This window comes from Leisingera coralii, assembly GCF_049056525.1.
Classification (GTDB): domain Bacteria; phylum Pseudomonadota; class Alphaproteobacteria; order Rhodobacterales; family Rhodobacteraceae; genus Leisingera; species Leisingera coralii.
Genome location: NZ_JBHUPT010000014.1, coordinates 30,800 through 52,372, shown reverse-complemented (window position 1 = coordinate 52,372; position 21,573 = coordinate 30,800). Strand labels below are relative to the sequence as shown.

At 66.0% G+C, this 21,573-nt stretch carries 20 protein-coding genes and 1 pseudogene; 13 read left to right on the top strand and 8 right to left on the bottom strand.

Annotation, left to right across the window (positions count from 1 at the left end):
• Positions 1 to 67: 67 nt before the first annotated feature.
• Positions 68 to 490 carry an RNA polymerase-binding protein DksA gene (gene dksA, locus ACFMBG_RS05035; protein WP_421053780.1) on the bottom strand — a complete coding sequence of 141 codons (423 nt, stop codon included), beginning with the start codon at positions 488 to 490 and terminating at the stop codon, positions 68 to 70.
• Between the two features lie 186 nt (positions 491 to 676).
• On the opposite strand from dksA, the gene ACFMBG_RS05030 reads away from it, so the two are divergent.
• The 8 genes from ACFMBG_RS05030 to minE all read left to right on the top strand — a co-directional run bounded on the left by ACFMBG_RS05030 (position 677) and on the right by minE (position 8,438).
• Positions 677 to 1,516, top strand: a complete 840-nt coding sequence (locus ACFMBG_RS05030) for an AAA family ATPase (RefSeq protein ID WP_421053627.1) — start codon at positions 677 to 679, stop codon at positions 1,514 to 1,516.
• Between the two features lie 237 nt (positions 1,517 to 1,753).
• Positions 1,754 to 3,124 (top strand): DUF2927 domain-containing protein, encoded by a 1,371-nt coding sequence (locus ACFMBG_RS05025; protein ID WP_421053626.1) that lies wholly within the window; start codon positions 1,754 to 1,756, stop codon positions 3,122 to 3,124.
• 33 nt (positions 3,125 to 3,157) lie between these two features.
• Positions 3,158 to 3,325: a hypothetical protein gene (locus tag ACFMBG_RS05020; RefSeq protein WP_421053625.1), complete on the top strand. Its 168-nt coding sequence runs from the start codon at positions 3,158 to 3,160 to the stop codon at positions 3,323 to 3,325.
• A gap of 20 nt (positions 3,326 to 3,345) precedes the next feature.
• Positions 3,346 to 4,530, top strand: a complete 1,185-nt coding sequence (locus ACFMBG_RS05015) for a vWA domain-containing protein (RefSeq protein ID WP_421053624.1) — start codon at positions 3,346 to 3,348, stop codon at positions 4,528 to 4,530.
• A gap of 362 nt (positions 4,531 to 4,892) precedes the next feature.
• Complete coding sequence (locus ACFMBG_RS05010) at positions 4,893 to 6,323, top strand: alkaline phosphatase D family protein (protein ID WP_421053623.1); 1,431 nt, start codon at positions 4,893 to 4,895, stop codon at positions 6,321 to 6,323.
• Between the two features lie 198 nt (positions 6,324 to 6,521).
• Positions 6,522 to 7,286 (top strand): septum site-determining protein MinC, encoded by a 765-nt coding sequence (minC, locus tag ACFMBG_RS05005; RefSeq protein WP_421053622.1) that lies wholly within the window; start codon positions 6,522 to 6,524, stop codon positions 7,284 to 7,286.
• 37 nt (positions 7,287 to 7,323) lie between these two features.
• Positions 7,324 to 8,172 (top strand): septum site-determining protein MinD, encoded by an 849-nt coding sequence (gene minD, locus ACFMBG_RS05000; RefSeq protein ID WP_476703263.1) that lies wholly within the window; start codon positions 7,324 to 7,326, stop codon positions 8,170 to 8,172.
• Positions 8,173 to 8,174: 2 nt separating this feature from the next.
• On the top strand, positions 8,175 to 8,438 hold the full coding sequence (gene minE / locus ACFMBG_RS04995; protein ID WP_421053621.1) for a cell division topological specificity factor MinE: 264 nt from the start codon (positions 8,175 to 8,177) through the stop codon (positions 8,436 to 8,438).
• 97 nt (positions 8,439 to 8,535) lie between these two features.
• On the opposite strand, the gene ACFMBG_RS04990 is transcribed toward minE, so the two are convergent.
• Positions 8,536 to 9,708 carry a threonine/serine exporter family protein gene (locus tag ACFMBG_RS04990; protein WP_421053620.1) on the bottom strand — a complete coding sequence of 391 codons (1,173 nt, stop codon included), beginning with the start codon at positions 9,706 to 9,708 and terminating at the stop codon, positions 8,536 to 8,538.
• A gap of 161 nt (positions 9,709 to 9,869) precedes the next feature.
• Between ACFMBG_RS04990 and ACFMBG_RS04985 the strand changes: the two genes are divergently transcribed.
• Complete coding sequence (locus tag ACFMBG_RS04985; RefSeq protein WP_421053619.1) at positions 9,870 to 10,556, top strand: M48 family metallopeptidase; 687 nt, start codon at positions 9,870 to 9,872, stop codon at positions 10,554 to 10,556.
• A 55-nt stretch (positions 10,557 to 10,611) separates the two neighbouring features.
• Here ACFMBG_RS04985 and ACFMBG_RS04980 read toward each other — a convergent pair whose 3' ends face one another.
• From ACFMBG_RS04980 to ACFMBG_RS04960, 5 genes are all read right to left on the bottom strand, one after another.
• Positions 10,612 to 11,160: an RSP_2648 family PIN domain-containing protein gene (locus ACFMBG_RS04980; protein ID WP_421053618.1), complete on the bottom strand. Its 549-nt coding sequence runs from the start codon at positions 11,158 to 11,160 to the stop codon at positions 10,612 to 10,614.
• A gap of 5 nt (positions 11,161 to 11,165) precedes the next feature.
• Entirely contained in the window at positions 11,166 to 12,380 is a 1,215-nt protein-coding gene (locus tag ACFMBG_RS04975; RefSeq protein WP_421053617.1) for an RSP_2647 family RNA methyltransferase, read from the bottom strand.
• A gap of 84 nt (positions 12,381 to 12,464) precedes the next feature.
• On the bottom strand, positions 12,465 to 13,133 hold the full coding sequence (locus ACFMBG_RS04970) for a DUF6778 family protein (protein ID WP_421053616.1): 669 nt from the start codon (positions 13,131 to 13,133) through the stop codon (positions 12,465 to 12,467).
• 171 nt (positions 13,134 to 13,304) lie between these two features.
• On the bottom strand, positions 13,305 to 13,577 hold the full coding sequence (locus tag ACFMBG_RS04965) for a hypothetical protein (RefSeq protein ID WP_421053615.1): 273 nt from the start codon (positions 13,575 to 13,577) through the stop codon (positions 13,305 to 13,307).
• Positions 13,558 to 16,365 carry a [protein-PII] uridylyltransferase family protein gene (locus ACFMBG_RS04960; protein ID WP_421053614.1) on the bottom strand — a complete coding sequence of 936 codons (2,808 nt, stop codon included), beginning with the start codon at positions 16,363 to 16,365 and terminating at the stop codon, positions 13,558 to 13,560. Before ACFMBG_RS04960 ends, ACFMBG_RS04965 begins: the two co-directional genes overlap by 20 nt.
• Before the next feature lie 346 nt (positions 16,366 to 16,711).
• On the opposite strand from ACFMBG_RS04960, the gene ACFMBG_RS04955 reads away from it, so the two are divergent.
• From ACFMBG_RS04955 to ACFMBG_RS04940, 4 genes and pseudogenes are all read left to right on the top strand, one after another.
• A complete protein-coding gene (locus tag ACFMBG_RS04955) occupies positions 16,712 to 17,173 on the top strand; it encodes a DUF2852 domain-containing protein (RefSeq protein ID WP_421053613.1) in 462 nt (153 codons plus the stop codon).
• An 85-nt stretch (positions 17,174 to 17,258) separates the two neighbouring features.
• A complete protein-coding gene (locus ACFMBG_RS04950) occupies positions 17,259 to 17,690 on the top strand; it encodes an RDD family protein (RefSeq protein ID WP_421053612.1) in 432 nt (143 codons plus the stop codon).
• A 143-nt stretch (positions 17,691 to 17,833) separates the two neighbouring features.
• Complete coding sequence (locus ACFMBG_RS04945) at positions 17,834 to 18,658, top strand: arginyltransferase (RefSeq protein WP_421053611.1); 825 nt, start codon at positions 17,834 to 17,836, stop codon at positions 18,656 to 18,658.
• Positions 18,658 to 19,041 (top strand): annotated as a pseudogene (locus tag ACFMBG_RS04940) (VOC family protein). The gene ACFMBG_RS04945 and the pseudogene ACFMBG_RS04940 overlap by 1 nt, the downstream one beginning before the upstream one ends.
• A gap of 171 nt (positions 19,042 to 19,212) precedes the next feature.
• Here the strand turns inward: ACFMBG_RS04940 and ACFMBG_RS04935 are convergent.
• On the bottom strand, positions 19,213 to 21,567 hold the full coding sequence (locus ACFMBG_RS04935; RefSeq protein ID WP_421053610.1) for a TRAP transporter large permease: 2,355 nt from the start codon (positions 21,565 to 21,567) through the stop codon (positions 19,213 to 19,215).
• Positions 21,568 to 21,573: the final 6 nt, after the last annotated feature.

Below are 21,573 nucleotides of genomic sequence, written 5' to 3'. Positions count from 1 at the left end.
ACAAAAAACGCCGGAGCAAAAGACCCCGGCGTCATCTAATTGTCGGTTTGTCCGCCGCAGACAGCGGTCAGTCGTCGCGGTGGACTTTTTCGCGGCGCTCGTGGCGCTCCTGGGCTTCCAGGCTCATCGTCGCGATGGGACGCGCATCCAGGCGCTTCAGCGAAATCGGATCGCCGGTCACCTCGCAATAGCCGTACTCGCCCTCGTCGATGCGGCGCAGCGCAGAGTCGATCTTGGCGACCAGCTTGCGCTGGCGGTCGCGGGTGCGCAGCTCCAGAGCGCGGTCGGTCTCTTCGCTGGCGCGGTCGGCAACATCGGGGATGTTGCGGGTGTTGCCCTGCAGCCCTTCGATGGTATCGCGGCTGTCGGACAGTAGTTCCTGCTTCCAATTCAATAGCTTGCGTCGGAAATACTCAAGCTGCCGTTCGTTCATGAACGGCTCATCTTCGGCCGGTCGGTAGTCGTCCGGCAGAAACACTTCTTGCTTCATTTCGGCTCCTTCGGTCTGGCCCATAATGTTGGTCATAATTTGCACCTGAACATTTTGGCTCCCCCTCTGCCGCAGCGTTTATCCCTATCGGGAAGGAATGTCACTACACAATAGTGGCGCGGTTTGGTTAAAAGCGTGATAAGAACTGGGCGCTGCGGCCCCAAACTGGACCGGAACAGGAAAGATATGCAATTTCAGGGCACTAAGGAATATGTCGCAACGGATGACTTGAAGGTTGCGGTGAATGCGGCGGTGACACTGGAGCGGCCGCTGCTGGTCAAGGGCGAGCCGGGCACCGGCAAGACCGAGCTGGCCAAGCAGGTGGCGGAAGCCCTGGGGCTCAGGATGATCGAGTGGAACGTGAAGTCCACCACCCGCGCCCAGCAGGGGCTGTATGAATATGATGCCGTCAGCCGCCTGCGCGACAGCCAGCTGGGCGACGAGCGCGTGCATGACGTCAAGAACTACATCAAGAAGGGCAAGCTGTGGGAAGCGTTTGACGCGGACGAGAAAGTCGTCCTGCTGATCGACGAGATCGACAAGGCCGATATCGAGTTCCCCAACGACCTCCTGCAGGAACTCGACAAGATGGAGTTCCACGTCTACGAGACTGGCGAGACGGTCAAGGCCAAGCACCGCCCGATCATGATCATCACCTCCAACAACGAAAAGGAACTGCCGGACGCCTTTTTGCGCCGCTGTTTCTTCCACTACATCCGCTTCCCGGATGCGGAGACGATGAAAAAGATCGTCGAGGTGCACCACCCCGGCATCAAGGAGGCGCTGCTGACCGCCGCGCTGACCCAGTTCTACGAGATCCGCGAGACGCAGGGCTTGAAGAAGAAGCCGTCGACCTCCGAGGTGATCGACTGGCTGAAGCTCTTGCTGGCCGAGGATCTGAGCCCCGAGGACATCGCCCGCGACGGCGCCAGCGCGCTGCCGAAACTGCATGGGGCGCTTTTGAAGAACGAGCAGGACGTGCATCTGTTCGAGCGGCTCGCCTTCATGGCCCGCGGGCGTCGCTGAGGCCTGGCGGCCTGGCTGCCCCGCGCCCGGCCCTGCCCGTCTCAGTGCAACGGCCCGTGCCGTAGCCTCTTTACGGCGGCCGCCCTTTTCCGGCGGCTGCCCGTTTCGCTTCAAATTGCTGCCGCATTCCACTATCAGAAGGAAATGAGCCGGGCGTCCAGGTCCGGGCTGATAGGAGACGCCTGATTGCCTGCTGACGCTGCCCCGGTTTCACACCTCCCTGCCTGCCGACAGGGCTTGCGCCTGCTGCGGTGCGCTGCCGCGGGGGCCGCGCTGCTGGCACTGGCCGCATGCGCTGTCCCGTCCGCGCGGGTGGAGGCACCGACCCGGGCAGCGGCGGCTCCGGCAGCGCTGCCGCCGGTCAAGGTGTTCACCCGCCAGCGGCCGCAGCCGCCGCAGCGGTCCAACGCCGACATCGCCCGCGATTTTCTCGACCTGCATTTCCGGCTGGAGGGTGGCAGCACCCTGCCCCAGTTCACCCGGTTCGAAACCCCGATCACCCTGCGGGTGACTGGCGACCCTGCGCCAGGTCTCAGCCGCGACCTCAATACGCTGCTGGCGCGGCTGCAGAACGAGGCCGGAATTCCGATCCGCCGCGTCTCCGGCGACAGTGCCAGCATTACCATCCAATCGGTCTCCCGTGCCGAAATCCGCCGGGCACTGCCCAAGGCGGCCTGTTTCGTGGTGCCCAACGTCTCGTCGCTGGCGGAATACCGGCGTAACCGGCGCAGCCCGCGCACCAACTGGTCGCTGCTGCGCAGCCGCGAGCGGCTGGCGGTGTTCATCCCCAATGATGTCAGCCCGCAGGAGGTGCGCGACTGCCTGCACGAGGAGCTGGCGCAGGCGATCGGACCGCTGAACGATCTGTACCGGCTGCCGGATTCGATCTTCAACGACGACAACATCCATGCGGTGCTGACCGGCTTTGACATGCTGATCCTGCGCGCCACCTATGCGCCCGAGCTGCGCACCGGCATGAGCCGGGCGGAAGTCGAGGCGCGGCTGCCGGCAATCCTGGCGCGGCTCAATCCGGGCGGCACCCGCACCGCGGCCACCTGGCTGCCGGAAACACCGCGGGCCTGGATCACCGCCTTTGAACAGGCGCTGGGACCCGGCACATCGCTGCGCGAGCGGCTGCGCGCCGCCAACCGCGCCGCGGCGATTGCCCGCGACCGGGGCTGGCAGGACCACCGCCGCGCCCTGAGCCACTACACGCTGGGCCGGATGCTGCATGTGCGCGAGCCGGAACTGGCGCTGCAGCATTTCCAGACCGCGATGACCTATCTGCAAGGCCAGCCCGGCACCCGGATCCACCAGGCCAAGCTGTCGGTGCAGCTCGCAGCCTATGAAATTGCCACCGGCGACGGGGCGGCGGCGCTGGCGCGGCTTGGCCCGGCGGTGGCGACCGCTGCGGCGCATGAGAACGCCGCCCTGCTGTCCACCCTGCTGATGCTGCAGGCCGAAGCGCTGGAGCTGGAGGGCCGCAATGCCGAGGCCCGCCGGGTCAGGCTGGACAGCCTGGGATGGGCAAGGTACGGCTTTGGCCCGGATTGGGTGGTCGAGGCCCGGCTGGAGGAAATCGCCGCGCTGCGCCCCTCCGGCTCCTGATCCTGCAACAAGAGACAACGGACGGAAAAGACCATGATCGTAATCGCAGGCGTGCTGCTGGGCGCCCTCATCGGCGCGCTGAAGGCCCGCAAACGTGGCGGCAACACCCTGGACATGCTGCAATACGGGGCTGTCTATGCCATCGTTTTTGGTATTCTCGGCCTGCTGGCAACCATCCTGACGCACCGGGTGCTGGCGTAACCAAGTCCTGAGGCTCCGCGATGTTCCAGCCCTTCTTTGAAAACCTGCGCAAGGCAGCCATTCCGGTCAGCTTGCGCGAATACCTGACATTCCTTGAAGGGATGAAAGCGGGGCTGGCGACCTATGACATCGAGGCCTTCTACTTCCTCGCCCGCGCGGCGATGGTGAAGGATGAGCGCAACATCGACAAGTTCGACCGCGCCTTTGCCGCCACCTTCGAGGGACTGGAGGCAATCCCCGCCGAGGCGGTGATGGAAGCCGTCGACATCCCCGAAGACTGGCTGCGCAAGATGGCTGAGAAGCATCTGAGCGCGGAGGAAAAGGCCGAGATCGAAGCGCTTGGCGGCTTCGACAAGCTGATGGAGACGCTGAAGGAGCGGCTTAAGGAGCAGCAAGGCCGCCATCAGGGCGGCAACAAGTGGATCGGCACCGCGGGCACCTCACCCTTTGGCGCCTATGGTTACAACCCCGAAGGCGTGCGCATCGGCCAGGACAAGAGCCGCCACCAGCGCGCGGTCAAGGTCTGGGACAAGCGCGAGTTCAAGAACCTGGACGGCGATGTCGAGCTCGGCACCCGCAACATCAAAGTGGCGCTGAAACGCCTGCGCCGCTGGGTCCGCGAGGGCGCGCAGGAGGAGCTGGATCTGGACGGCACCATCCGTTCCACCGCCGAGCACGGCTATCTGGACGTGAAGACCCGGCCGGAGCGGCACAATGCAGTGAAAGTGCTGCTGTTTCTGGACGTCGGCGGCTCGATGGATCCGCATATCCAGGTGGTGGAGGAGCTGTTCTCGGCTGCGCGGGCCGAGTTCAAACATCTGGAATACTACTACTTTCACAATTGCCTGTATGAGGGCGTTTGGCGCGACAACCGGCGGCGCTGGAACGAGAAGATCCCCACCCATGAGGTGCTGCACACCTACGGGCCGGATTACAAGTGCATCTTTGTGGGCGATGCCTCTATGTCGCCTTATGAGATCGCCTATCCCGGCGGCGCCAACGAGCACTGGAATGAGGAAGCGGGTCAGGTCTGGCTGCAGCGCGCGCGCGAAGCCTGGACCTCGAACCTGTGGATCAACCCGGTGCCGGAGAAATACTGGGACTACACCCATTCGATCGGCATGATCCGGGAAATCTTTGAGGACCGCATGGTGCCAATGACGCTGGACGGTCTGGAACGCGGCATGCGCGAGCTGAGCCGCTAGGCCTGCCCCCTCGAATAAACGTTTCCTCCGGCCAAGCGCCCCTCCCGCGCCCGCAGGCGCACTGGCTGGCGCCAGAGCCCCTTGGCAGCCTTGGGCATGGCATCCTGCTTGCCAAGGCAAGCAGGATGCGCGCCGGACCTGAAAGTCCGGCGCCGGGCCCAACCGGGAGGCCGGCATTTCCAATGCAGGCCGGACGGGCGGGAGCGCCCCCTCTCTGCGCGGAACAGAAGGCCGGCCGCCCCAGAGCCCGGGGTATCCGGGGGCGCTACCGGGAAATACACTGCAGAAAACGAAAAAGGGGATCTTTGGCCGCGTTGTGCCGGTTGATTGCGCCAACTCGCGCACCTAGGTGCTGAGGCTGTATGAGCAGCGGCACCCCGATCACCGGCCCCATCCTGATCCTCGACGATCTGTGCGATGGCCAGATGCAGCTTGCGGCGCTGTTCATTGCGCCCAAGGGGCAACCCGTGCCGCCTGTTTCCATCGACGGCACGGACCTTCAGCCCGAGCCGCTGGCGGAGTACGCGAAAGTATCGGTCCTGCGCGCGCGCTTTTCGCTGCCTGCGGACCGCCCCTCCGCCTACCAGTGGAACGGCCAGCATTTCGAGGTTACCGGCGGCTTTGGCGGCGATATGCGGATTGCCTATGCCTCCTGCAACGGCGAGGAGCATGGCGACCTGGACCGCGACGGCAAAGAGCGCAACGCCATGTGGGCGCGGATGGGGGCTGAGCACTGTGTGCGGCCTTTTTCGCTGCTGCTGCACGGCGGCGATCAGGTCTATGCCGACGAGGTCACGGAGGGCCACCGGCTGAGCGATGGCTGGCCGGACAAACTGCCCAGCGATCCCTCGCGGGAGGATCTGGCCAGCCTGCGCAGGCATCTGCGGGAAGGCTTCCTGCGCCGCTACTTGGCGGTTTACAGCGCGCCAGAACTGGCCTGGATTGCGGCCCGTGTCCCCTCTTTGATGCAATGGGACGACCACGATGTCTGCGACGGCTGGGGCAGCTTGCGCCGCTCCAGCACCTATTCGCCGGTGGGGCAGACGCTGTTTGCGGCGGCCAGGGAGGCGGCGCTGCTGTTCCAGCACGGCTGCTGCGACGGCGACCTGCCTTCGCGGTTCGCCGACCCCAACGGCACCCACCTGGGCTGGCGCATCGAGGCGCCCGGCCTGCGGCTGCTGGCACCCGACCTGCGTTCAGAACGCAGCCGGCGGCGGGTGATGGCTCGGGGCGGCTGGCGGATGATGAAGGCGGAAGCCAAGCGGGCAGCACCGGGGCGGACCTTGCTGCTGTCCAGCGTGCCCTTGCTGGGGCCGCGGCTGTCGCTGCTGGAGCTGTTGATGGTGCTGACGCCGCGGATGCAGAAATACGAGGACGACCTGCGCGACCAGTGGCAGAGCCGGGCGCACCGCGCCTCCTGGCGGCGAATGCTGCGCATGATGCGGGATATTGCCGCCAAGGACGGTCAGCAGGTGACCGCGGTGTCCGGGGAGATCCATCTGGCCACGCGGGGCGAGATGGCCCTTAATGGCGGCAAGGTGCTGCATCAGCTGGTGGCCTCCGGCATTTCCCACCGTGCACCGCCCAGGGCCTGGGCGCGGGTGCTGGGCGTGTTGTCCTGGCTGGGCGATGCGCCCCTGCCCGGCCACCCGATCCGCATCCGCAAGATCCCCGGCCAGGCCGGGCGCTATGCGGCGGAACGGAACTATCTGATCCTGGAACGCCGGGGGGCGGAGTGGGCCGCCACCTGGGACCTTGAGACTTCGGGCCAATCGGCGCCGCTGCCGCTCTAGCTGGTGCAAACGCCGGAACGGCAATGCCTTTCTGCACAATCTGAGGCTGTTTGCGTGCGGAAATCCGCCGGTACTCCCGGCATCCGGCGCATGTCCGCCGAGGCCGCCACGCCCCGGTTGAACGGTCCGGCACCCAACCGCTACGCAGAAGAAAAAGAAGCGGCGTATCAAGGCCGCACCCCCGAGCAGGAGCATCGCGTGAGCGTGCCGCATCAAGAGATAAAACCCCGTGGCGGTGCCCCCGCCGCCGCCGTGAAGCCCTTCCAGATCCGCGGGCGGTATTTCACCGCCGTCGCGCTGCGCCCCGAGGACGGACCGCTGGACCAGGCGTTTTACGCCGCACTGGACGCGCAGCTGCGCTGGAGCCCGCATTTCTTTGACGGCGCACCGCTGATCCTGGACCTCGCCCAGGCGCCGGGGCTGACCCGATCCGCAGAGCTGCGGGCGCTGGTGGACAGTTTGCGCAGCCGCGGCCTGGCGGTGTTCGGCGTGCAGAATGCCTCGCCGCAGCAGCGGGCGGCGGCGGATGACGCCGGGCTGATCACCATTGCCAGCGGCAAGGATGCGCCGCTCAACATTGAAGGCAGCGCAAGACCCGGTACCCGCCGGGAAATCCCCAAGAAATTGCGGCCGCCGGAAAACCGGCTGATCACCCAGCCGGTGCGCTCGGGCCAGACCGTGGTGGCCGAGGGCGGTGATCTGGTGGTGGTCGGGCCGGTGAGTTCGGGCGCTGAGCTGATCGCGCGCGGCAGCATTCACGTCTACGGGCGCCTGCGCGGCCGCGCCATGGCAGGCGCCGAGGGCGACGAGAGCGCCCGGATCTTCTGCCACAGCCTGGATGCCGAGCTTCTGGCGGTCGCCGGGCTCTACCGGACAAGCGAGAATCTGGAGCCCGAATTGCTGAACCGCCCGGTGCAGGTGTTCCTGCAGGACGAGCGGCTGTGTGTGGAAGCCCTGGGATGAAGGCTGCGATGAAACCTGGGATGAGAGAGGCAGGACAATGACCAAGGACCTGAAACTGGAAGCGCCGCTGGGCCGGGTGATCGTGGTCACCTCGGGCAAGGGCGGCGTCGGCAAGACCACAACTTCGGCGGCAGTAGGCGCCGAGCTGGCCCGGCGCGGCCACAAGACGGTGGTGATCGATTTCGACGTGGGGCTTCGCAACCTGGACATGATCATGGGCTGCGAGCGCCGGGTGGTGTTCGACTTCATCAACGTGATCCAGGGCGATGCCAAGCTGAAGCAGGCGCTGATCCGCGACCGGCGGCTGGACACGCTGTCGGTGCTGCCGACTTCGCAGACCCGCGACAAGGACGCGCTGACCCGGGAAGGTGTCGAGAAGGTGCTGCAGGAGCTGCGGCAGGAGTTCGATTACATCATCTGCGACAGCCCGGCGGGCATCGAGCGCGGCGCGCAGATGGCGATGTATTTTGCCGATGAGGCGATTGTGGTGACCAACCCCGAGGTGTCCTCGGTGCGCGACAGCGACCGGGTGCTGGGGCTCTTGAACAGCATCACCGAACGTGCCGGCAAGGAAGGCGCCGAGCCGGTCAAGGCGCAGGTGCTGATCACCCGCCACGACAAGGCGCGGATCGACAGCGGCGAAATGATGCCGGTAGAGGATGTGCTGGAAATCCTGGCGGTGCCGCTGCTGGGCATCATCCCGGAAAGCACGGCGGTGCTGCGGGCCTCCAACCTCGGCGTGCCGGTGGTGCTGGACGAGCCCTCGGCTGCCGGGACCGCCTATGAAGACGCGGTGGGCCGGCTGATCGGCGAGCAGATCGAGATGCGGATTGCCGCGGACCGGCGTCCGGGCCTGCTGCAGCGCCTGTTCGGACGGACGGCCTGAGCATGTTCGGATTTTCCCTCCGTCCCCGCAAAGCCTCTGCCCGCACCGCCAAGGAGCGGCTGCAGATCCTGCTGGCGCATGAACGCAGCGGCAGCGGCGGCTCCCGCCCCGATTGCCTGCCGCAGTTGCAGCGCGACATCCTGGAGGTGATCCGCCGCCACATGCAGATCGGCGACGAGGCGATCGACATCCGCATGGAGCGCGGCGACGAGCTGTCCAGCCTTGAGATCAACATCGAATTCCCGGGAAAACTGGGAGTGAACTAGGGCCGGGGCCCTAGGGGCTGGCGGTCAGGCTGCGGGCTGTTTTCCGTTGTGCAGCCCAAAGCCTGACCGCCACTTCCCCCGGCTGAGGATGCCGGCGCTAGCTGGCGAGGTTGCGGTTCTTCTGCGCATACAGCGCCAGCGCCGTCACCTGCCCCGCCACGATGGCCGAGAACATCAGCAGTGCCGACAGGCCGATGCTGGCGTCTGCCATCAGGGTTTCATTGAACAGCGACTGCGTCGCGCTCATCAGCACCCGGCTGCCGGGGACCAGGATCAGGATGCCCTGCACGATGTAGATGGCGCCGGTGAGGTTCAGCGTCTTGGCCAGCCAGGTGCCGTAAAGGGTGATGCACATGGCGGTGACCCAGGTGCCGACGATCCAGCCGCCGCCAAAGCCGAGGTAGAGCGGCCCCCACATGCCCAGCACGGTGACCGGCAGCGCCCGCAGGATGTCCACCATGCGCGCATTGAAGATCACGCCGATCGAGAATGACAGTGCGGGCAGCGCCAGGTAGGGCATCCACCACAAGACGCCGTTCACGTTCTCCACCTGCGGCGTTGCCCCCCACAGCGCCGCACCGATGCTGACGCCGATGTAGATGCCGATGAACAGTTTCATCAGCACGAAGATCGACTGGGCAAACAGGCTGGAGCCGGAAATCACATCGTTAAAGGCAAGGCATTCCAGCGAGTTGGCAATAGACAGCCCCGGCACGAACAGCACGATGGCGGCGATGCAGGTGCCCCAGACCGGCACCTCCACCCCCATGCTGCTGACCAGCGAGACCGCCAGCCCCGCAACCAGCGCCGACAGGAATTCGACCAGGATCACCCGGTCGCCGCGGCAGAACAGCTGGCAGAGCCAGACCAGGAAGCCCAGCACTGCCGACAGCGCAATCGTCGTCAGCGCGCTGCCGATGAGGGTCAGGAAGGCGGGCGGAATGGCGATATTGGCCAGCATGATCAGCCAGCCGGGATAGCGGCCCGGCTCCTCGATCCCCGGGTCCTCCACCGCGTTGATGCGGATGATGGTGCGCGCCAGCAGGCTGAGGTTGATCTGGGCAGGCTCCAGGCGGCGGATGATGAACTGGTTGTCCTCGTCCGGGAACTGGCAGGAGATCGAGGTGGGCGTGGCCTGCACGATCACGTTGATGCCTTGCTTCCTGGCATAGAACTGCAAGTATTTCTCGATCTTGTAGGGCGCGCAGCCGCTGCGGTGCAGGGTCTCGCCGGTGTCGGCGATATTGCGGAGCTGTGAGAGCGGTGCCATGTGCCGGAAGCCGTTGTTCTGTGGTGTCTTGGAGTCCAGCCCCCTTAATGGATGCGGCGCGCGGCTGCGAGTGAGGATTTTGCATGGCGGCCTGCGCTGGGTGCAAGGCTTCCCGGCTGCTGCCTCTTGCTGGCGGCGCGGTTTCGGCCCATATCTGAAGCATGCTGCGTCTCATTCCAATCCTGCTGGCCGTGCTCTATGGCCTTGTGATGTACCGGATTTCCGTCTGGCGCACCAACCGCGAGCTGGACCAGCGCTCTACCGAGCTGGCAGACCCGCGGCTGAAGCGGCTGACCGACCGGCTGGCGGCGGCACTGAACATCGCCCGCATCCCGGTGCATATCTACGAGGTCGACCCGGTCAACGGGCTGGCGGCGCCGGACGGGCGGATCTTCATCACCCGCGGGTTTTACCGCAAATACCAGAATGGCGAGGTAAGCGCCGAGGAAATGGCCTCGGTCATTGCCCATGAGCTGGGCCATGTGGCGCTGGGGCATGCCCGCAAGCGGATGATCGATTTCTCCGGCCAGAATGCGCTGCGCACGGCGCTGATGCTGATCCTGGGCCGCTACATCCCCTTTATCGGCCCGTGGATTGCCGGGGTGCTGACTTCGCTGCTGGCGGCACGGCTGTCGCGCGGCGACGAGTATGAGGCGGATGAGTATGCCGCGGCGCTGCTGACCAAGGCAGGGATCGGGCTGGCACCGCAGAAAAGCCTGTTTGCCAAACTCGAGGAACTGACCCAGCAGCGCGCCGGCATGGCGCCTGCCTGGCTGATGAGCCATCCCAAGACCGATGAGCGGATCGCGGCGCTGGAGCGGCTTGAAGCGAAATGGGCCAAGGGCTGAGTCTGGGGCAAAGGCGGGATTGAGGGGCCGGCCCCTCAAACTCCCCGGAGTATTTTCACAAAGAAGAAGAGAGGGCCTTGGCGAGCCGCGGCAAGCGGGCTTTCTTGAGCAGCGGACGCATTTCCCAGCTGCCGCCCGACAGGCGGTTGGCCTCGGCCAGAACCTCATCCCCCAGCGCTTCCATGCCCGTGCTGTCCTGCAGCCAGAAACGGTAGAGCAATTCATCCGGGCCGAGGCGCTCCAGCCCCTCCTCCGCTAGGGTGTGGCGGGGAAAGTCCTTGTTGTTCACTGTCACGACGGCATCGGCATGGCCTGCAATGGCGGCGGCCAGCACATGGGTGTCGGCACTGTCGGGCAGCCAGAGGCGCGCCTCTGTGCCCGGGGCAGGGGCGACCTCGGCCTTGGGCCAGCGGGCGCGGAGCAGGGCGATTTCCGCCTTGGCCTGTGCCGCGCCTTCGGGGCCGAGTTTCAGCGCTGCGCGTTCCCATTCGCCAAGGATGCGGGCGGACCAGAGCGGGGTGAAATAGCCCAGCCCGGCCGCACCCAGCAGCATCTCCCGCATCACCGTCGGATACAGAACACAGGTGTCGAGGAGCAGCTTCACCGGGTTCAGTCCAGCCGGAAGAACACGGCCTTCAGGTAGCCGCTTTCGGCCAGCTGCGGCAGCTGCGGATGATCGGGGCCGGCGTAGCCGGTGTGGATCAGCGCAGACCTGCGGCCCGCCTTGCCGATGCCGCGGGCCGAGGCGTTGCGGAACTTGGCAAGGTCTGCGGCGTGCGAGCAGGAGCAGAGGCCCAGGTAGCCGCCGGGTTTCACCAAGGGGGCTGCCAGTTTGGCAACGCGTTCATAGGCCCTCAGGCCCGCCTCGAGCGCCTGTTTCGATGGGGCAAAGGCGGGCGGGTCGCAGATCACCACGTCAAAGCTCTCGCCTTCTTCGCCAAGCGCGGTCAGCACGTCAAAGGCGTCGCCCTGGCGGGCGGTGAACTTGTCCTGGTGGCCGCTGGCTGCGGCGCCTTGCGCGGCCAGCTCCAGCGCGGCGGCGGAGCCGTCGACGCAGGTGGCGTGCCCTGCCCCGCCTGCCAGCATCGCCAGGCCAAAGCCGCCGACATGGGAGAACACGTCCAGCACCTTGGCGCCGGGCGCGGTAAGGCGCGCGGCAAAGGCGTGGTTTTCGCGCTGGTCGTAGAACAGGCCGGTTTTCTGGCCGCCAGTGAGGTCAGCCATGTAGGTGGCGCCGTTCATCAGGACCGGTACCGGCGCGCTGGGGGCCTCACCCAGCAGGGTCTGGTTCTGATCGTCGAGCCCTTCGAGGCCGCGGGTGCGGCCGGAGGCGTTTTTCAGGATCACCTCGGCGCCGGTCACCTCCGCCAGCGCGGCGGTGAGCATGTCCAGATGCGCCTCGGCCCAGGCGGCGTTGGGCTGGACCACGCAAGCCGCACCAAAGCGGTCGATCACCACGCCGGGCAGCCCGTCGGATTCGGCATGCACCAGCCGGTAGAAGGGGGCGTCATACAGACGTTCACGCATCTCCTGCGCGCGGGACAGGCGGGCGGCGAACCAGGCCTGATCGATCACCGCCTCCGGATCGCGGTCGAGGATCCGGGCGATGATCTTGCTCTCCGGGTTCACCGAGACCAGCCCCAGCGGGCGCTGCGCCTCATCCTCCAGCACTGCCAGGGCGCCGGGCGCCAGCTTGCGGGTGCGCCGGTCGGTGACCAGTTCGTTGGCATAAACCCAGGGAAACCCGTGCCGGATGGCGCGGGCGTTGGACTTGGGCTTCATTTTCACGCGGGGGCGCTGCGGCGCATCGGGGGAGGCTGTCATGGCCCCCTCATATCCTTTAGCCCCGAACAGGAAAAGGGGCCGCTTGGCCCCTCCCGGCAGAACTTCCATTCCTGCGCGCCGGTTCTACTGCAGTGCCTGCAGCAGGCCGAGGCGCGCATTCCGGTAGCTGCCGGGCCTGGTCAGTTCCTGCCGGATCACATTGGCCAGGTGGCCGGTGATGCGCACCTTCTGGGTCTGGCCGCGCGACATTGCTTCCAGGGCGCGGGCGCCGCCAAAGGCCTTGAGGTCCGCCTCGACAGTCTTTTCCGGACGCAGCAGCGCGCCGGTGACCGGATCAGTCAGCTGAATCTTGAAGGTGATGGCGTGGATGCCGCCGGTGGTATAGCGGGCTTTTTGCGTCAAGGCGTGGAAGCGCAGCACCTCGACATGCAGATTGGCGCCGATCGGGCCTTCCAGCCCGCGGCTGCCGGCTTCCATCGCGCTTTGCACAATGGCCTGCACCTGGGCATGGCGGTCGCCAAACGGATCCTCGCGCCAGACGATGTCGCCCTTGGGCAAATAGCTGTTGGCCTCCGACACTGTCAGACTGCGCGGCACCTCGACGGTGACGCGGCTTACCCGCAGGGCCGGCAGCGGATCAACCTGCGGCAGCGGTTCATAGCCGTCGGGGACGCTGACTGCCGCGTCGGGGGCTGGTTCGAACGGCAAGTTGCGCGAGGGCATGTCGACCGATGCGCAGGCGGAAACCATCAGCCCGAGAGAGGCGAATGCGAGGCTGCGGACGATGTTCATGGCTCTGCTCCTTACCAGTGGTCCGCCGCCGGGTGAGGGTCCAGCAAGCGGGGTCAATGGCAGGGTGCGGGTCAATCGGGGCGGAATTGGGACAAATTAAGTCCAATTTAGCGAAAAATTAACGAATGTTGACGGCCGGGTAACATCTCCCGGCCATCGGGGCCCCAGCGGTCACCGTGCGCGGGAGCGCCAGCCGCCGCGGCGCCGCGGCTTCTCCGCGCCCGCCAAACCGTCGCGCAGCACGGCCGTCATCGGGTGATCCGGCTGATCATTGCCATAGAGCTCCAGCAGCACCTGGATGTCGGCGCGGCTGTCGCGGGCGGCGTCCATGCCCAGCGCCCAGTCAAAGAAAATGCTGCGGCATTGCGCATCGGTGATGCCGTCGATCCGGTAGGATTCGTAGATCAGACCGCGCGGGTCCTGTTCAGTGCTGCCCTTCTTCATCCGCCCCTTCCCCTTGCAAGGCTTCCGCTATGATCGCAGCGCAGCGTGTGTAGCGGGCCTGCAGTTCCTGCTCCAGCGCGTCCAGCCGGGCGTAGCCGGTGGTGCGGCAGAGAAACTGCGCCCCGCCCTCGCCGATGGCATCGGACTCGATGGCCTTGCCGGAGAGCAGCCGCGCTGCGCATTGCACGGACCAGAATAGACGGTAACTGGCGCCGAGGTATTCTGCATCCGCGTCATTCAGCCATCCGGCAGCGACAGCCCCGGCCAGGCCCGCGGCCACATCGCGCGCGCCGGAGCCGGAGGTCAGCGCGCCCGCTTGCGAGATCAGCTCCACGTCCATCATCCGCCCGGCGCCGTTCTTGACGTCCCAGCCGCCCGCGGGCGTCTTGGCGGCGGCGAGCCGCGCGCGCATCTGCGCCACCTCCTGCAGTACCTTGGCGCGCTCCCGCGGCTGCGCCAGGAAGCCCGCCCGGAAATCCTCGATTTCCGCGGCAAGGCTGGCCACTCCGGCAACCACCCGGGCACGGGTCAGCGCCAGATGCTCCCAGACCCAGGCCTCGTTCTGCTGGTAGAGGGTGAACCCCGCCAGGCTGACCGCCACCGGCCCCTGGGTGCCGGAGGGACGCAGCCGCATGTCGACCTCATAGAGGCGGCCCTGCGACATCGGCGCCGACAGCGCGGTGACAAAGGCCTGGGTCAGACGGGCGAAATAGGGGCGCGTGGCCAGCGGGCGCTTGCCCTCCGACATCTCCGCCGTGCCGGGATCATAGATCACGATGATGTCGAGGTCGGATTGCGCGTGGATCTGCCCGGCCCCGAGCGAGCCCATCGCCAGCACCGCCGCGCCGCGGCCCGGCGGCGGCCCGTGCTTGCGGGTGAATTGATCCACCACTTCCGGGGTGATCCCGGCGATCACCACCTCGGCCAGTTCGGCATATTGCGCCCCGGCCTGGCGGCCGTCGATCAGCCCGCGCAGGTGGTGCACCCCGATGCGGAAGTGCCATTCCTTGCACCAGCGGCGGGTGGCGTCGAGGCGGGATTCGTAATCGCGTTCCAGGGACAGGCGCCGGTCCAGCTCTGCCCGCAGTTTGGCCGCCCCCGGCCAGGGGTCGAAGAAGGAGCCGCCGATCACCGCATCGAACACCGCAGAATTGCGGGACAGGAAGCTGGCCAGCTCGCGGGAGGTGCCGGCGATGTCGATCAGCAGGTCAATCAGCTGCGGATTGGCGCCGAACAGCGAGAACAGCTGCACCCCGGCAGGCAGCCCCGCAAGGAACCCGTCGAGCGCCAGCAGCGTCTCTGCCGGTTTGGCGGTTTTGGCAACACGGGCCAGCAGTTCCGGCTTCAGCCGTTCGAAGATCTGCGCACCGCGGGCGGAGCGAAGTGCCGGGTAAGTCGGCCAGCGGGCGATGACGGCGCCGTCGAGCTCTGCCGTGTCCTCCGCCAAGGCAGCAGGCGGCGGGGTGGCGCCGGGGGAAAAGAACCCCTCGGTCAGCGTGTGCACCTCTTCCAGTCGTTCCTTGATTTCCGCCATCAGCGGCTCCGGGTCGCGGTCCATCAGGCAAGCCACCCGGGCGATCCCGTCCTCGGATTTCGGCATCCGGTGGGTCTGGGCGTCGTGCACCATCTGGATGCGGTGCTCGACCTCGCGGTGAGCGCGGTAATGGCCAGTCAGGGTCTCTGCCACCTCCGGCGGCACCCAGCCCTTGTCCGCCAGCGCCGCCAGCCCTTCGACGGTGCCGCGCAGGCGCAGGCTCTCGTCACGGCCGCCAGCAATCAGCTGCCGGGTCTGGGTGAAGAACTCGATCTCGCGGATGCCGCCGCGGCCCAGCTTCATGTCATGCCCCGGCACGTTGAGGGCACCGCCGGTGCCCTTGTTCTCACGGATGCGGAGGCGGATGTCATGGGCGTCCTGGATGGCGGCAAAGTCCAGGTGCCGCCGCCAGACGAAGGGGCGCAGGGTGCTGAGGAACTTCTCCCCCGCCTTGATGTCGCCGGCGCAGGCGCGGGCCTTGATATAGGCGGCGCGCTCCCAGGTGCGGCCCAGGCTTTCGTAGTAGTGCTCGGCCGCCTCCATGGCCAGGCAAACGGGTGTCACCGCCGGGTCCGGGCGCAGCCGCAGGTCGGTGCGGAACACATAGCCGTCGCCGGTGCGGTCGCTGAGCGCGGCGCACATGTTCTTGGTCGCGCGCACCATGCCCTGGCGCGCCTCGTAGAAATCATCCGGGTCGAACCGGGTTTCGTCGAACAGGCAGATCAGGTCGATATCGGAGCTGTAATTGAGCTCATGCGCGCCCATCTTGCCCATTGCCAGGATGGTGAGCCCGCCCGCGGTCCCGATATCATCCTCCGTCAGCCCCGGCAGCTTCTTGCGCCGGATCAGCGCGGCGATCTCCGCCTTGATGGCCACATCCGCGCTTAGCCCGCCGAACTCCGTCAGCGCGCCGGTCACCTGCTCGAGGCTCCAGCCGCCGCTGAGGTCGCACAACCCGGTCAGCAGCGCCAGCCGCCGCTTGGCCTGGCGAAGGCCCGGCTTAATCTGCGTCCCTTCCAGCGCCCGGCAGTCCGCCAGCACGTTCTCCAGCGCTGCGTCTGGATCCTGCATCGCCTCCGGCAGCCAGTCCGCCTCCCGCGCGGTCAGCTCCTTGAGGTAGGGGCTGGAGCCGCAGGCCCCGGCCAGCAGATCCGCCAGATCGCCGGAGAGCGCCGGCACCAGCGCGCGCGCTTCGGCGCCAAGTTCGGGGTCAAAGGGGCGGGGAATGCGGGTGATCTGCAGGGCGGTCGTCATGCTCCCGACACTGTTCCCGCGGCACCGCCGCGTCAATGGCCGAATTGCCGCGCGGTACTGTGCGTTCTCCTGTGCCGCCGCGCATTTTCGAGGTTTTCGTCATCCCTATTCAGCATCCGTTGCTTGGTGGTGAGGCAGCATGACTGCGCGGTCCGCTGACGGTCAGGCCCTAGCAGGCGCAAATAGCACGTCTCACCCGCACAAAACCCACTGCTGGCCCGGGTGCTCCCGCTTTCCGGCTCACATGTGAAAAAGATTTACATAAGGGCTTGAAACCCCCGCGGCGGCTTCCGATATGCAGTAATGTGAAAGAGATTTACATACACCCGCAACCAGGAGGACCCCGATGACGAGTTTCACCCAAACCGCCCCCCATGCACCGGTGCAGGGCTGGTTTTCCCGCAGCGAAGCCTGGCTGGACAGCAAGGGCAAAGGCGCCTGGATTGCCGCCATGGTGCTTGGCTTTGTGTTCTTCTGGCCGGTGGGCCTGGCCCTTCTCTTCTACATGATCTGGAGCAAACGCATGTTCAGCAAATCCGCCTGCCGCCACAAACGCAAATCCTGGGCGCGCCACGGCTTCTCGGCGATGAAACCTTCGGGCAACAGCGCTTTTGACGCCTACAAGGCCGACACGCTGCGCCGCCTGGAGCAGGAACAGCATGATTTCGAGGCGTTCCTGGAGCGCCTGCGCGAAGCCAAGGACAAGGCCGAGTTCGACCAGTTCATGGATGAGCGCGCCCGCGCCGCCGATCATGGCGATGACGCGGAGGATGAGGACGAAGACGGCGGCGAACCCAAGCGCCACTAAGCCGCCCTCCTCCTCCGGCTGCCCCGCCCCCGTCCGGGCGGGGCTTACGCGACCTGCCTCTTCCCCCTCGCAAAGGACCCCATACATGACCGCCCTGCCCGACCCCGACTACCAGGCAGAATTTTATGCGTCTGTTCCAGCCAAGCGGCTGATCGCCTGGATCATCGACAGCATCCTGATCTTCGCCCTCAGTGCCGCCGCGGTGGTGCTGACCGCCTTTACCGGCCTCCTGATCTGGCCGCTGCTGTATCTGGCGGTGGGCTTTGCCTACCGGACCGTGACCATCGCCAACGGCTCCGCCACCTGGGGGATGCGCTTTGCCGGGATCGAGCTGCGCGACAGCGCGGGCCAGCGGCTCGACAGCGGCCTGGCAGCCTTGCACACCGCCGGCTATTCGCTGTCGCTGGCACTGCCGGTGCTGCAGGTGATCTCGATCATCCTGATGCTGACCTCGCCGCGCGGCCAGGGCCTGACCGACCATTTCCTCGGCACCGTAATGCTGAACCGGCGGGTTTGAGCGAAATCCGCAAGACAGCGTTAAACCATTTTCCACAAGGCTACTTGGCGCACCGGAACCGCGTTGCTATCATCAATCGGAGTACCTGCCGCTTGTTCCAGGCGCCCGTTTGATCCGTCCCGCGAAACTGCTGAAGAGTTCCGATGCGCCATACCCTTCCCATTGCACCGCAGTTCTACGTGACAGCGCCGCAGCCCTGCCCCTATCTGGAGGGCCGGATGGAGCGGAAGCTGTTCACCGCACTGCAGGGCGACGGGGTGGAGCAGCTCAACAACAGCCTCAGCCAGCAGGGCTTCCGGCGCTCGCAGAACGTGCTCTACCGGCCGTCCTGCTCTGAGTGCTCGGCCTGCCTTTCCGCACGGATCGATGTCTCGGCCTTCACCCCGACGCGCAGCCAGAAGCGCACGCTCAAGCGCAATGCCCATCTGGAGCGGCGGGCGACATCGCCCTGGGCAACCGAGGATCAGTTCGCCCTGTTCCGCCGTTACCTGGACAGCCGCCACGCCGACGGCGGCATGGCCGACATGGATGTCTTTGAATACGCCGCGATGATCGAGGAAACCCCGGTGCGCAGCCGGGTGGTGGAATATGCCGAGGAAGGCAGCAACCAGCTGACCGCGGTGTCGCTCACCGATGTGCTGGAGGACGGCCTCAGCATGGTCTATTCGTTCTATGCGCCGGACCAGCCGCAGAACTCGCTCGGCACCTTCATGATCCTCGACCACATCAGCATCGCGCGCGAGGCGGGCCTGCCTTACGTCTACCTGGGCTACTGGGTGCCCGGCAGCCAGAAGATGGGCTACAAGGCCAAGTTCTCAGGCCTTGAGATCTATCACCAGAGCGAATGGAAGAAGATGACCGACCCGTCGGAATTCGAGACCGCCAGCCATCCGCTGTCGACCGATCCGATTGCCGAACAGGTCGCCAATATCCAGCTGCCCGAACAGCCCATTCACCGCAGCCGCTGATGCAGTACCTCCATGCCGTTTCCCTGGTGGTGCCGGACTATGACGCCGCCATCGCCTTCTACTGCGGCCAGCTCGGCTGGCAGCTGGCCGAGGACATCGATTAGGGCCGCAAGCGCTGGGTGCGCATCCTGCCGCCGGGCGCCGCGCAGGGCAGCCTGGTTCTGGCCCGCGCCGAAGGCCCTGAGCAGCAGGCCGCCATCGGCAACCAATTCGGCGGCCGCGTCGGGCTGTTCCTGGCCACGGACAATTTTGCCCGCGACCACGCCGCGATGCAGGCCCAGGGCGTGACCTTCGAGGAAGACCCGCGGCACGAGCCTTATGGCACCGTCGCGGTCTGGTGCGACCCGTTCGGCAACCGCTGGGACCTGATCCAGTTCGCCTGAGCCGCCCGCCGCGCCTGACGATCCCCGCAAGGATCCCCTGTTCATCTGGCTGAAAATATCCCGGGGTGAATGCGCGCCGCGCGCGCAGAGGGGCAGCGCCACTCCCCCCGCAAGAAAAGCAAAGGGGCCCGCTTGGGGCCCCTTTTTCCGTTTCCTTATCCTGTTCCCGGATCAGTTCGGGATCAGCGCCGGGACGATAGTCACGATCGACGGGAAGGCCCAGAGGATGCCGATGCCCACCACCTGGATCAGCACGAAGGGCACGATCCCGCGGTAGATATGGGCCGTGGTCACTTCCTTGGGGGCCACCCCGCGCAGGTAGAACAGCGCAAACCCGAAGGGGGGTGTCAGGAACGAGGTCTGCAGGTTCACCGCCACCATGATGGTCACCCATTTCGGATCGAAGGACCCGCCATAGATCACCGGCCCCACGATCGGGATCACGATGTAGATGATCTCCAGGAAGTCCAGCACGAAGCCCAGGAAGAACAGCACCAGCATCACGATCAGGAAGACCGTCATCTCGTTGTCGAAGCTCTTCAGGAACTGCTGGATGTAGTGCTCGCCGCCAAAGGAAATCACCACCAGGTTCAAAAGCTGCGAGCCGATCAGGATGGTGAAGACCATCGAGGTCACCTTGGCGGTTTCCCGCACCACCGGGCTCAGGACGCCCGACTTGAACAGCACCCAGCAGCCGAACAGCAGCCCGAACAGCGCATAGAGATACGCGGCGTAGGCGACAATGAAGGCAATCCAGGTTTCAACCGTGACCCCGCCCTGGTTCACCCGCAGGTCGAAGTTCATGCCGACCAGGATGCACAGCATCACGGCAAAGGTGGACCAGATGATGATCTTCCCGGAGCGTCCCTCGTCCTGCAGCTTGCGGTAGGCCGCCAGCATGATGGCGCCGCCCGCCCCCAGCGCCGCAGCCGGCGTCGGGTTGGTGATGCCGCCCAGGATCGAGCCCAGCACCGCAACGATCAGCACCAGCGGCGGGAACACCACCCGGATCAGATCGTTCCTGGCGCAGCGCGCAGCGGCCTCGCGGCAACCCCACAGCGCCAGCAGCAGCGGCAGCGCAATCCACAGCACGGTGACACCTGCGGAGGTGGTCGGCGCAATTGCCACCAGGTCCACCAGCGCAATCAGCAGGATGCCGATGGAACCCAGGATCAGCGGCTTGGCATCGCGCGAGGGCGCCACGCCGCGGCCGAATGCCAGCACCAGGCCCAGAACAACCATGATCACGGCAATCCCGGTGCCAATCGGCGCCGCGGCAGCGATCTTGGCTTCGCGGGCGGCGGCGATTTCCTCGTCGCTCAGTTTCTTGGACAGGGCCACGCCGCCTGCTGCGTCGATGGCATCCTGTTCTGCCACAGCGGCGTCCCAGGCCTCCTGCCCGTGCAGGTCGATCATGGCCGCCTTGCACTCGGCGCCCACGTTGGTGCGCAGAGAGGCGGTTTCACCGGCATCGGAGAAGGTCGATACGGTGATGTTCTGGCTGCCGACTAGGTTGACGCTGGCCAGCAGAATGGCGCCGCCGATCAGGGCGGCCGGAACTGCCAGGAACCAGGTCAGGCCTTCGTTTCGGGTGATCACCTCGCCGGTGCCGCCGTCGATGGTCACGGCAGGCGCCTTGTGCGGGTTCAGAAGGGCAAAGCCAAAGGCGTAGACCGCATAGAGGATCGCCAGCAGGATACCCGGCAGCAGCGCCGCCTGGAACAAGGTGCCGACCGAAACCACCGCCGGCTCGCCCAGATAGGTGAGCGCGTCGGAGCAGCCTGCCTCCATCGCGCGGGTTTCCTGCGCGGTGGAGTAAAGGTCGCCTGCCAGCGTGCCCAAGAGAACGATCACGATGGAGGGCGGGATAATCTGGCCGAGGGTGCCCGAAGCCGCGATCACACCGGTCGCCAGTTCCGGCGAGTAGTTGTTGCGCAGCATGGTGGGCAGTGCCAAGAGGCCCATGGTCACCACGGTGGCGCCGACGATGCCGGTGGAGGCCGCAAGGAACGCGCCCACAACCACGATCGATACCGCCAGACCGCCCGGCAGCGGGCCGAAGACGCGCGCCATAGTGGTCAGCAGGTCATTGGCGATCTTGGAGCGTTCCAGGGTGATACCCATCAGCACGAACATCAGCACCGCCAGCAGGGTTTCGATCGACGCGCCCGCCAGCACCCGCTCGTTCATCCGGTTGACGATGAAGGAGACGTTACGGTCCAGAGCCACTTCCCAGCCCTGAATGAACACAGGCTCGGCGATCCGTGGCAAATCCGGATAGCGGAAGGTGGATATCTTGTCGGGCCTGATGCCCGTATTCACCAGATCGCGGTAGGCTTGCGACGACGTGTCGATAGCCTGGTGGATCAGGATGCCCGCACTGTCCAGCGCGGCGATGATCCCGAAGGAGATGATCCCGGCACCACCGATGGCAAAGGCCACCGGAAAGCCGGAGAGGATGCCCCCGAAGAGGCAGAAAAATACGATGAGCAGGCCGATCTCGACGCCATCAAGTCCAAATAGCATGTTTCC